This is a genomic window from Emticicia sp. W12TSBA100-4, assembly GCF_040253585.1.
Classification (GTDB): domain Bacteria; phylum Bacteroidota; class Bacteroidia; order Cytophagales; family Spirosomataceae; genus Emticicia.
Map to the genome: position 1 here is coordinate 1 of NZ_JBELAU010000014.1, position 13,294 is coordinate 13,294.

Annotated in this window: 7 protein-coding genes; all 7 read right to left on the minus strand. The window is 39.4% G+C overall.

Annotation, left to right across the window (positions count from 1 at the left end; all coding sequences use genetic code 11):
• The coding region (locus ABR854_RS20030; protein ID WP_350267632.1) for an Ig-like domain-containing protein at window positions 1–7,614 on the minus strand (7,614 nt) is incomplete at its 3' end.
• A gap of 452 nt (window positions 7,615–8,066) precedes the next feature.
• The gene (locus ABR854_RS20035; protein ID WP_350267633.1) at window positions 8,067–8,639 is read right to left on the minus strand and encodes a YceI family protein; all 573 of its coding nucleotides are present in this window, start codon (window positions 8,637–8,639) and stop codon (window positions 8,067–8,069) included.
• Between the two features lie 37 nt (window positions 8,640–8,676).
• Window positions 8,677–9,945 carry a sialidase family protein gene (locus tag ABR854_RS20040; RefSeq protein ID WP_350267634.1) on the minus strand — a complete coding sequence of 423 codons (1,269 nt, stop codon included), beginning with the start codon at window positions 9,943–9,945 and terminating at the stop codon, window positions 8,677–8,679.
• Between the two features lie 173 nt (window positions 9,946–10,118).
• Window positions 10,119–11,216 (minus strand): type IX secretion system protein PorQ, encoded by a 1,098-nt coding sequence (gene porQ / locus ABR854_RS20045; RefSeq protein WP_350267635.1) that lies wholly within the window; start codon window positions 11,214–11,216, stop codon window positions 10,119–10,121.
• On the minus strand, window positions 11,176–11,895 hold the full coding sequence (locus ABR854_RS20050) for a hypothetical protein (RefSeq protein ID WP_350267636.1): 720 nt from the start codon (window positions 11,893–11,895) through the stop codon (window positions 11,176–11,178). The genes porQ and ABR854_RS20050 overlap by 41 nt, the downstream gene beginning before the upstream one ends.
• Window positions 11,892–12,629 (minus strand): LVIVD repeat-containing protein, encoded by a 738-nt coding sequence (locus ABR854_RS20055; protein ID WP_350267637.1) that lies wholly within the window; start codon window positions 12,627–12,629, stop codon window positions 11,892–11,894. Before ABR854_RS20055 ends, ABR854_RS20050 begins: the two co-directional genes overlap by 4 nt.
• An 88-nt stretch (window positions 12,630–12,717) precedes the next feature.
• On the minus strand, window positions 12,718–13,248 hold the full coding sequence (locus ABR854_RS20060; RefSeq protein ID WP_350267638.1) for an LVIVD repeat-containing protein: 531 nt from the start codon (window positions 13,246–13,248) through the stop codon (window positions 12,718–12,720).
• Window positions 13,249–13,294 lie beyond the last annotated feature (46 nt).

Below are 13,294 nucleotides of genomic sequence, written 5' to 3' on the forward strand. Positions count from 1 at the left end.
GGTTGGAATTGCATTTACTGTAACCGTTGCTGTTGAAGTAGCATCGCATAATTTAGTTCCACCAATAATAAACTCTGTGAAATTAAGAATACTTTCTCCACTCAAGGTATTCGCTCCAGCCAAAAACACATACCTAACTTCTGTACCAATAACATTTGGAGCTGGGGTTGCAGCCAAAACACCATCACCAGTACTATTCAGGACATTACTTTGATAAACCATTGTTCCGTTTCGCCAAACTTGCATCACACCACCTTCTCCTCTATCTGTACAACAATCATTTCTTCTGTCAACACTTAGATTTGTAACTAAGACACTTCCTCCTAAATTATAGGCTATGCCCCAATCAGCACCTGCTGTTGTGCGTGAAGCATGAAAAGTTTCGGCATTTAGGTTATCTACGCCATCAAATAAACTTGCTGGACCTCCAAAAGAATTAGTGGCATTTATCAGGCTGAAATTTGCCGCATTAAAACTTGTTACGTTGGTAATTAAACTCGTGTTTGTTACATTATTTTGATAAACTGTTACCGAATAACTTGTAGTTGTAGCTGGATTTACTGAAATAGCGGCACTCGTTGAACCATTGCTCCAAATGTAATAACTTCCACCTGAAGCGGTTAATGTTGTCGATGAACCATTGCAGATGGTTGTTACTCCCGAAATCGAAGGCGTTGGAAGGTTACTTACAGTTACTAATGTAGTTGCAGACGCTACACAACCATCACTATTCGTTACAGTTACGCTGTATGTTCCAGCCATTGCTGTTGTTGTTGCATTTCTTGTCGGATTCTGTAAAGTTGAAGCAAAACTATTTGGGCCAGTCCAATTATATGTTAGCCCCGAGCCTCCAGAAGCAGTTACACTTAAATCAATTGTATTGCCAATACATTCACTGTCTCCTAAAATTTTTGTAATAGTTACAGCAGGTTTTATGGTAGCGACAACTGCAGTACGTGGACTCGTACAACCAACAGTATTACATTCTACATAATAGGTTGTGGTAGTTGATAAACTTGGTGTAGAAAAATTACTCCCAACTTCAACGGCAATACCACCAGCATTTGCTGTGTACCAATAATATGTGCCTGTACAACCACTTGCCGAAAGCGTAACCGAGCCAGTACCACAGCGAGCAGCACCAGTACCTGTTGGGGCTGATAGTGGTAGTGTACAAACAGTAGTGTTAAAATTATAACACTTAAAATATAAAGAATTTAAACGTTTTTCATCACTATTTCCTGGAGCAGTATCACCGAAATCAGATGTGCTACCATTCCAATCACCACCGTAAGTAACCGTAATACTGGTCGGATTAACATAGGCATAAGAGACCATCGCATCTAAAGCCAATTCATTGATACCAGCATAAGTCGTTAATGGGCCTTTTGCTTTCAAAGCTCCACTTAAAGTCAATGATGAAGGTGTTTGGAGTTGGTAACTCTGGTAATTGCTGGCCTGAATAAATTCTCTTACTTCATTTGTACTACCATCAATATCCAAACCTGTGGCTAATAAATTAGGAATTGCCTTTGGTGTTGTTGTCCCTGACTGAACGAAATCAAATTTAAAAGTGATTGATTTCTCACCTGCTGCATCAAACGACCCACCCCCATTTATCCAGTTATAATCTATCATTGGTTGAAAAGCCGCATCATAACCACCATAAGTGGCAGCAGGAATATCTAAATCCACAATCGCAACATCTGTGTGTGACCTACTCAAAATCGTTACGATGGCATCAGTGCCAGTCGTTACATTACTAAACCTATATTGAGCATTATTTGCTAATGCAGTACCAGAAATAAGTGTTGGATTTGAGAAATTTAATGTAGAAACTAAACTACAATCTATATCACCTGGGTCGTAGTTATTGATTACAACTTGTGTTGTAGCAGTAGCCGTACAACCATTTGTATTTACTGTAACGGTATAAACGCCTGCATCTAAAGCTGTAATATTGGCACTCGAAACATCTTGTTGAGTTGAGTTAAATCCATTAGGGCCTACCCAATTATAAGTTGTACCACCCGTCGAAAATAAATTGAGCGTTCCACCAACAACTATTGGTGAATTTGAAGAAGCAGTAGCTGTTGGTATTGCGTTAATGGTTGCAACGGCCGTCGCACGGCTACTCGTACAACTCCCAACCGTACAATCAACAAAATAATTAGTTGTGGCAGAAATACTTGGCGTTGTGTAAGTAGCACCTGTACCCAAACTTGTCCCCCCCGAAGATACATTATACCAATTATACACGCCCGAACAACCCGAACCAGTTAAAACTACTGTTCCCGAACCGCAACGGCTTCCCGAACCTGAAGGTGCAGCAGGTTGAGCATTTACAGTTGCTACGGCTGAGGTTCTTGAGCTTGCACAGCCATTCACAGTACAATCAACAAAATATGTGGTTGTTGCTGAAATACTTGGTGTGGTGTAGGTTGATGCAGAACCAAGACTTGTTCCACCTGCGGCGGCTGCATACCAATTATATGTTCCTGTGCAACCCGAAGCCGAAACCGTTACTGTGCCAGTTCCACAACGACTACCTCCTGTGGCAGTTGGAGCTGTTGGTACAGGATTTACAGTTGCTGTAACAGCTGTTCGTGAACTAACGCAAGTACTTACAGTACAATCTACATAATATGTAGTAGTAGCAGATATACTTGGTGTGGTATAAGTTGCCGAAGAACCAAGGCTCGTGCCTCCTGCGGCGGCTGCATACCAATTATATGTTCCAGTACACCCACTTGCAGAGAGAGTAACTGTTCCTGATCCACAACGGCTTACGCCCGAAGAAGTTGGTGCTGTTATTCCACCAGAAATTGCCAATGTTATTGATGTTGTGGCCGTACAGCCTCCTGCATCTTGAATTGTAACAGTATATGTTCCTGCCGAAAGCCCATTAAAAACATTACTTGTCTGGAAAGCTCCGCTACCAATTTTATATTGGTAAACAGGAGTTGTGGTTGAGGCAGCAACATTTGGACGAAGGTATTTTCCTGGAATTACTTCACTTGGAGCAGTTGTAGCTTCGCCTGGTTTCGACCAGCCCAACGAAATATTATCTCCACCACCTGCTTCTTTATACAACACTTCAAAATAATATATCTGACCTGCATTCAAGCTAATAGCAGCAGTTTTCTGAGAGGTGTATTTATTCCACTCTCTATAACCAGTATAGCCATTTACGCTTGCTAAAAGCACTTTATTGGCTGGGTTTGCGTCTCCACTTCCCCAAAACTCGCTGTAATCATCAGATGCCACCCAGAAATAATATGTTCCAGTTGTTGGAGGAACGATGTACCCCGAAATTCTTCCACCAATATTATCCATTGCATTATTATACCCTTCGGTAATACCCACAAGAGTAGATAATGAAGGAGTATTTGGATAATTAGCATTGGAAGTTAGGTTAGAAACAAGGCTTCCAGAAATTCCGTACCATAGCTGATATGTTGCATCTCCCAAACCAGTTGTTCCTCCGCTACCTGTAACAGTAATACTACCAGTTGTTGAACAAGTAGGGTCAGTTTTAGCTAAACTTAGTAATGGATTATCGGTTGAAGTTGTTACCGTAAAATTGGCATAAGTATTACATCCGTTACCTTGGTAGCCGATGCTGTATGTGCCAGCAGCTAAATCTACGTAACTATTTCTATATTGTGTCCAAGCTCCGCCATTAATATTGGTCGAAAAGCCATCAGGTAAATTTGTTACTGTTATACTTCCTGTCGAACCAGTACATCCCGTACTTACTACTGTTGCTGTCGGAACAGTTCCATTATTTATTGTCACATTAGCTGTTGCGGTTGCTGTACAACCATTTGCCGAAGTTACTGTAACCGTATAAACTCCTGCCATTGCAGTTGTTGCCGATGCTCTGGTAGGATTTTGAAGCGTTGATGCAAACGATGCTGGGCCAGTCCAAGAATATGTACCTCCACCAGTTGAGCCTAAAGTAATTGTTGCTCCTACACATTCAGTATCACCCGTGGCCGTAGCAGTTGGTGCAGTATTAACCGTTACGGTAGCAGAAGCAGTAGTATTTGTAGAAGTTTTTACAAGAGAAAAGTTATCAAGATATAAAATTGTTGAAGGGTCAGTCCAAGCATAAACTTGCACCCAAGCAGTTCCAGCAGGAGCAGTATTTGTTACAGTATATTCTTGAAAAGAAGTTGCGTTTATCTCAGTACTCACATCAGATAAACTTGTCCAAGAAGAGTTCATGAATTTAACACCCACACCAGACCAAGGAGTAGCACTACTCACTTTCCCCCAAACTTTCAATGTGAAACTCTCCCCCGCAACAGCAACATTATCTTGTGCAAAACCTCCTCCAGCGGATGACGCTGTTACTTTTACTCCGTAAGTTCCACTATACTTTTCACTTGCCACAGAAGTAATCGTTGTATAGTTCCAATTAGTCCATGCAGTTAAGTTTCCAGTCTCGAAACTCGGGTTGCTTAGGACATTTGTAGTATTGCTACAAGTTGCAGTATAAGTTGTGGTAGTGGTTGGGTTTACAGTAATTGTCGAACCCGTTGCTCCTGTGTTCCAGGTCACTGTTCCACTACAATTATTGGCTGTAAGTGTAGCACTTTGTCCAACGCATATAGTTGCAGGTGGCACAATCGAAAAACATACTTGACAACCAACAAGACTCACATTATCAAATTTGAGGGCGTTGTTTTGTGTCCAACCTACAATACGAATTTTAGTAGTATTAGCAGGTGTATTGCCTTCAAAATTGATGGTTTGGAAAGTTCCATCATAATTTTTTGTTACAAGAATATCGGCAGTTTTAGAGAGATAAGTTGTTCCGTTATAAAACTCCAAATACATTTTTGGGAGATTATTCACTCCGTGTTTAGCGGCATAAGCTATAAATTTATAAGGAGCATTTGCTCCGAAAGTTATATCTTGATAAGCCGTGTAAGTACCTGTCAAATCCCCAACGTTTACTTCCAAAAAGCTGCCGTAAGTTCCACCACCGCCACGAGTTAGTTGACCATTCGAAGCAGTCCAGCCACTCATATTAGTTTCAAACTGAGGGTTTACCACCAAATTGGCAGATTCACAACTTCCCGAACAACTAAAGGTAGAATTTGCCAAAGTAATTATAATAGTTTCTTCATCACATAGTGTTCCTGTTCCACCTGTACCAGAATATCCTTTTACATTGATAGTGTACGTACCCACACCCCATGCAGCAGCCGTAGAACCTGGATGATTGTATGGTGCTGTATTCTCTGTATTTGTAGCACTCGTTGAGCCTGTTACAGTAAATACCACACTACCAAATGTTCCCGTTTGGGTAGTTTCAAGATTCCAACTCGAAGGAAAACTGTTAATATTGTAAGTAGTACCATTGGTCAATACAATATCTGAACTACCCACCATATCATTGATAAGTAAACCCGTAAATGTACCTGTACAACTCGAAGAATTAACTGCAACACTCGTGGTGGCAGTTGCCGTACAACCTCCAATACTTGAAGTTACGGTATAAACTCCTGCCATTGAGGTAGTTGCATTCGATAAAGTCGGATTCTGAGTGGTTGAAGTAAAACCCAATGGCCCACTCCAACTGTAAGTTCGAGGAGATGTTGCAATAATCGAAATATCATCAATCGCAAAGTCGTTGCTTGCTCCAGAAACTTCATTATTATAGATGGCAAAAACGGCTGTTCCAGTAGTGGTAGCAGTCCAAGTTGTTGAAATTTGTTGCCAAGTGTTACATCCACCAGTCGATAAATTGGAGATTGCTCCAGTTTTTGTTCCGTTTACGCCCCACTGTAATTTAGCGGCGGGCGTACCTCCCCAAAAATCGTATGCTCTAAACGATAGCGTGTAGGTTGTTCCAGCAGTTACGTTAATAGACTGATACCAAAATCTCGAATTAGCGTTTCCATTACCATCACCAATGATCATATTTCCGCTCGGATTAGAACAATTCACAGCCCAACTCCAAACAGTTTGAGGATTAGAAGCGATATTGTAGCCCCCTCCGAAAGTATAATCTGATGAAAAACTATTATTCCCACTACTAAAATCTCCATTAGTTACTAACTGACCTCCACTACCCCCTGTACTGGTTGAAGTCAGATTGATTGCACTACCCGCACTTACTGGTGAGTTAGAACTTGCCGTTACTACTGGTGGAGTACAATTTGTTGAACCACCCGTAGCCGCATTCGACAAACACATTTGGTCAAGTTTCACATAATCACCATTGGCATAAACTTCCACTCGCATATATGAAGTATTGGCAGGTGCAGTTGACGAAAATGAATAAAAGGCTAAATCATTATTTGGATCAACATCATAATCAACGTTTATTTGATTAGAGCCAATGAGTGTATTTGAACTATTATAAAAACCGAGTCGGACGTAGTGCGTAGAATTTGGATCGTGTGTTCCTCCCCAAAACGAAAGATTATAGGTTGTTCCAACAGTTGCACTTAACTGTTGCCAAAGCCAAGCATTGGTAGTTGTTGCTTGTAAATATCCATTATAGCTACCACAAACTTCATAACCTGTACCATTGTAAGCACTTCCGCCTGATGAACTCCAGCCAGTCATACCGTTTTCAAAGCTATTATTTGTCAATAAATTTCCTGTACAAGTACAAGGGTCTGAAGTAGATAAATCACTCGCAAACTGAAAGTTATGAATTTCCCCAGTTCCCAGCTGAATCGTTTTTGCAATCAAACCTCCCTCTGTATCGCCAGTACCTGTCTTAATAAAGTTCATATTCGGGGCAAAAACAGTTCCTACCACCATACTTGCGGTATTGAGTGTGAGGTTGTAAGTTGTGCTGCCATAAAAATTCCATAATACATACGGCCCTTGTGTGCCAGTAATACCTGCCATATTTGAATTATTCCAAACAAAATTGGCAGTAATTGGCACATTGATAACTAATACCTTAGAAGCACTTGGCACAGCGGCCGTAGCAAAAGTTAATTCGGTAATATTATTGAGCGAAGCCGATGTAAGATTCAAATAATTCACTCCAGGGTTAAGTGAGTTTATTCTTACACTTTGTGCCGATGAAACTGTATTTCCAGAGATAGCTACATTGCTTGAATTATACAACTGTACATTATTCGTTCTGCTACCAAGTGTCGTTGAAGTCGAACGATAAGTATTAAAAAGCGTCGTAAAATCAAAACCAACTGTCTGGAAAACATTAGTTGGCTGATTTACAGACCCTTCTATTCTTTTGGCATTGTTGTAGGAAGTGCCAGTTGGTAAAACTTGTGTTAGTCCTGTCCCTCCATTATTGCTTGTGATTGACCCAGTACTACTGCCAACATGAATATAATTTCCATCGTTTACTCTCAATACTCCATTAGTCCAAGTGATACCACCTTTGACCAACAATCCAGTTGGTGTAGAGCCGTCACCCGTAAAAACATACGAGCCAGTATTATCCATGTTTATCTCACCTAAAGAAGAAGAGTTGATAATCAAGTTACCACCAACTGCCAAAGGACCATGAATATGATGAGAATTTGTAGAGGTAAAATTTCCTTCGCTTAAAACCTGAAAACTTTGATTACCAGCTATTGGATTTTGAGAAAATGTATGTAGTGAAGAAAAAAGCAAGAATACAAACGGGACTACACTGCTCAGCTTTTTAAAAGCAGACCATAGTACTAAATCCTGAATTGAAAGAATACAAATTCGGGCTTGAGCAAAAGTATGTTTTGTTGTTAAGGACACTTATATTCTATAACTTATACGTTTAAATCGGAATGCAAAATATCAATTAGGTATTATAACATTGTACACTACCTAATATATATAATAGCAAAACTTATGCCATAAGTTATTGAGTGGTATCATATTTGGTGTAATAATTTATTAATCAGCTCATTATTCAACAAATGAGCCTTTATTTGATAAATAGTTCAATAAGGGAAAAGTTGGTATAGAGTTTGACGAATTACAATTTTTGAAAAAGCTGATATTTTAAAGTTCCTATTTTCAAGGAAAATCAACAAAAAACGCATGATATATTGCTATACCATGCGTTCTGAAATTAAAGTAATTCGTCATTATTTCTTCTGAAATTCGCCCGTTGCACGAATCGAAATTTCATCACCAACCATCACCGTTGCGAGTTTTCCACCAATACCAAAATCACTTCTCTTGATAGTGGTAGTGGCTTTTATTCCCAATTGTGGAATCTTATTACTGGGGTTTGGATGTGCCATCGGGCCGTTCATCGTTACATCCAGAGTGATTGGTTTTGTCACACCCTTAATCGTCATATTTCCTTCCATTTTGTATTTATTTCCTGCTATTTTCGTAAATTTTGTACTTTTAAAACTTATCGCAGGAAATTTTTCTACATCAAACATATCTTCACTTTTGAGGTGATTATCACGCATTTCGAGGTCGGTATTGATACTGCCTGACTCTATCGTAATTTCAAAAACAGCATCTGATAAATCATCTTTTGCAGCTGTAATTTTACCATCAAATTTCTTAAAATAACCATCTACTTCCGACAATCCATGATGCTCGGCAATGAAGGCAAACTTGGTATGCCCTTTGTCGATTGACCATTGAGCAGAAGAGGCAAAAGATGCCACCAAAAATGAGAGAACTAACGCTGTTTTTTTCATGTTTTTTTAGTTAAAAAATAGGTTTGTAAAATATTAATTAAAGAGAAAGTGAACTTACTTTTAGTTGATTCTTTTTGCTGGCCTGCTTTACTTCATAAGCCACAAGCACTTGATTATCAACATTTAATGCAACAGAATTAGTAGCGTTTGCCGAACCCTCAACCCAGATCGTTTCCGAGACTTTATTATTATTTATTTTTCTATAAGCAAGCTTTGAAACGTTGTTTTCAGTGTTTTGTTCCCAGAGCATCACCGTTGATTTTGGAGACTCAACTAAGTATGGATTTTTTGCTGAAGCATCTTCCAAAACAAAGAGTTTTTTGCCTTCACGAGTGGCCAATCTCACGCCCGATTCGGTTTCTGCTCCCGAAAACCACGCAACTAAAGCCGACTTTCCATAGGTACTCGAAACCGCTCCACTGTGCGGGCAACCGTTGATTTTCCAGCCATCGTTATGAATGATTTCTGGCTTCGAGAAAGTAGCACCATTATCAGTTGAAACCATGCGTGCCATATCTCTGATGTTATCGTTATTGTCTCTATAAATTACGTTTAAAGCTCCATCGGCATCAATTAACATGTTGATTGGGCAACAGTCACAAACAACTGGGTCGATGAGTTTTTCGGGTTGCATTTCGCCATTTTTTGTTACAACCAAACGCAAATCACGCTCTTCGTGCTTGGTACTATTGGCAACGTCTTTCAAATAAACCACCGCAATTTCATCGTTAGACATCACGATTGCATCAAAAAATCCTCTTACAATTCCTTGTTTTGGGTCTGAATCGACCGCAGCTGGCGAAGTCCAAGTTGAACCACCATCTTTCGACGTACAATATACGATGTTCGACGAACGACCACCTCTACCACCACCGCCTGCTTGTGGAGCAGAATTATTGATAAAAACCGCCACCAAACTACCATCTTTTTTGGCAAGCACCCTGGCACGCATCATGCGACTATTACCAATGCCATTACCGCTATAAATCGTTTTCTTGTCTCCAAAAGTTTTGCCATTATCTTTCGAGAAAGCCACACAAAAAGATGTAACGCCTTGCAAATCTTTTTCTGTCCACGAAAGCATTACTTCGCCTTTCGCAGTTTTAGCGAGCAATGGCATCGTGTAAGCTTTTGTTGTATCGTTTTCAAAAGCATTAAAGCTATTATCGGAGGCAATTGCCTGATAATCAACTTCATTTGGCATAACTATGCACATTGTCATTGCCTGATTATCGGCATTTTTAGTAGCAAAATTTGCCCATAAACTAATCAGCAAGAGCGGTAAAGTGAAAATTAATTTTATCATTTTTGGTATTATTTTGCGGTGCAATTATTTATTGTAACTCAAAATTAATAATTCAAAAATAAGAAATAGCGACAATTATACACATTGGGGAGAATAATCGACAGACAGGTTCAAATTGGTCATTTGTTCGATAATAAGGCCTTATTTATCGACGATTTGGCAAAGTATCGCTTTCATCTCCGCCAATTGAGTGTAAAAGAAGTTTGACCTTTGGGAGAAGTAAAAATGCTATGTGAAATAGAAAAATCGAGTTTTTTTAGGCGAAGATTTGCCCCAAATGAAAGGCCTGCCGCACCACCAAGACCATTGATGAGCAGTTCTTTTCTACGAAGAAAGTTATAACCCAACAACACATTGAAGTTTTTGTGAATCAAAATCTCGGTACTGAGTATAAAATGTCGAGAGATTTTATCGGCCGTTGATATCTTTTTAGGAATTTTATTTCCCTGCTCATCGAAAGTAAAATTGAAAGCTGGGTCGTTATAGGCAATATCAAAAACGTATAAATGATGCCCCGTCAGCGAAAAACGCACTGGCATATATTTGGGTTTGAAAGATGCCCCAAGCTGCAAATCAAAAGGCACATCGGGGCGAAAAGCACCAATAGTTTTCAGAACATAACCAATATTTTTTGCCACGACCCCAATACTCAAATCATGTTCTGGATGCTTAAAAGTTCCACCCCAATCGGTCAGAAATGCTACCGAACCATAATTCTCAAGCACCGAAGCCACCACTTTTGAAGTAATTCCAAAACTTATATGATTGACTCTTCGTGAATAGGTAAGTCCCAATGAAAAATCATTAGCCGAAAATTCATTCGTCAAGTTTCCGACAGCATCCGTTCCTTGAAAAGTCCCATAACTAAGATTCTGCAATGAAACTGCCCAATTTCCCTCCTTAGATTTTTGTAGAAATTTTGGCGAATAATTGAGTGTGAGAAACTTACTTGAAGCCAAATACGGCGAAAAGTTTAATCCGATTTGACCTGCATTGGCGGAGTCAAGCAAAGCTGGGTTGAACGAAAAAAGATTAATGTCATTATCAGTCAGCGATACATTAATACCACCAAGTCCATTTACACGGGCATTATTAGCAATATTGAGAAACGAAAAGCTATTTTGTGAGAAAGTTTGAACCGAAATAGATAAAAATACAAATAATAAAGCCCTCCCTATTGGGGCGGCAGCCGCTGCTGAGAGTTGGGCGACCGTCGCTACGGTGGGGCTTCTAAAACACAAGATAGCCAAGCCTAATCCCGAGCGAACCATGTGGAATATTATACGCTCTATCGGCATAACCAAAACTACCAAACGGGAAAAAGCCATCATTGCCGAACCATGAATTATTTTGTGTTGCTGCACCATCAATTTTGTGGTCAATCATTATTCTTCTAACTCCCAAACCTACATAAAAATCAAACACAAATTTAGTCTTTTTTTTGTCTTCATTTCTCAATCTGGCCTGATAACCGACCTTTATTGTTGCTCCAACCACATATTTACTGACAGGATAATCCAAAGTTTCAAAATATGCACAGGGGCCACCATCACATTCACGCCCAACGCTTCGATTAAGTTCATCGTTGACTTGTTTATAAAAAAGCTCATACGCCAAATATCCACCAGCCATATTCGAGGCTTTTTTATCGTAGCGGCGGGCTTCAACTTTTACTCGAAAATGCTCTCGTGCTGGCCCAAAATCATTGTTTTCACCCCATAAATTGGCCACTCCTGCACCATAGCCCAATTGTTCAGATAATGTCCAACGTTTACTCTGACCGAGACGATGCTCGGCTGCAAATTCAAACGTATTATCAATATCAAACATTGTGAGCGGAGCAATTTTCAAGATTAAATGAGCTTTATTGAGCGAATCTTGGGCATGAGAATCAATGCTCAATACTCCAAAAAAGGCAATAAAAAATGAAGTTATATAGATTTTTTTCATGGATTTGTAGCGATTTTACTTAATAATTTCAATTCTTTTTGTGCATTGTAACTGTATTGATAAACACCGTCTTTACCCGTGATAATCAATGTATTATCTTCTGGAATAACATCAACAGCGGCAAAATCTTGAAAATAATGGATTTGCTTCAAAGCCTTTGGGTCGGTTTTATCAAAAACTTTCATGCCGTAATCCCCTTCGGTGACAAAAAGTAAATCTCCGCCAACTCCCAAACCATGCGGACTTTGCATTGGGTAACTACTTAGCAGCTTCGGTGTTTTTAAATCACGAATATCAATCACATCCAACACATTTACGCCACGATTACAATTAGTGCCGCTCCGAAGGGTAACATAAGCATAATTCCCTTCGGCTACAACTGGGTCGCAGGATACAACGTGCGAGTAAACTGACACAAATTGTGGGTTTTCGGGCGAAGAAATGTTGAAAATATACATACCATTTTGAGTGCCAATCAAAAGATGATTATTGAATGGAAAAATAGTTTCGACAATAGTATTCAGAGAAGCCCTTCTTACAAAAATCGGGTTTGATGTATTTTGAATATTATAAGTTTTAAGCGATTGATTATCAACAATATATAAATAACCGTTGGCAATAGTAAAACGAGCTGTTGAGCCACCTGTGCCACTTGTGGGAGAAGCAGAAACAGCATCGCCTCGACAAGCATAAATGATTGTTGAGAAAAAGAGAATAGTAAGTATTTTTTTCATGATATATTAAAAAGTAGGGCTTTAGTAATTAATTTTCACTCGTAGGAACGTCCAAATTGGCGTTTTGGCAGGAAATTCTCTGTCTTTACTACCGAAAACATTTCGGATTTACCAAATCAGTATATTCCCAACCAACAACATAACCTTTCGATGGGTCAACACATTCAAATTTACCTCTGGATGGCACTCCGTTTTGCTGGGGATAACTCGGATACGGAAAAGCTTTTTCAATTCGCTTTACTACCTTGACCGCCAACGGATTAGTAATGTCAATCGCTACTAAATCATCGGCATTATCGGCATAGAGAATATTATCAGCAATCGAAATGTCTTGATTGGCAGGAATCGAAATAAAAGCTACGGCTTGAGGTTTTGTTTTATCCGAATTATCAAAGACATGAATTCCCTGCCCTATTTCGTTGATATACAGGTATTTATCTTTAGTATAAATCTTTCCAGCCTTGCGAAGTTTTTGTGGCGAACCTGAAGAAACATTGCGAAGATTTGCGTAACTCACATATATCGGCCGATAACCTTTTACGGTTTCGGTGGTCATGCTTTTGTCTGGATTACAAGCATTAATGGCAATAATTGTGGCAAAAAGAAGAAGTTTTTTCATAAAAAAGTCATGGTAGTTTTTATGTTTACTACCATGACTCCGAAGT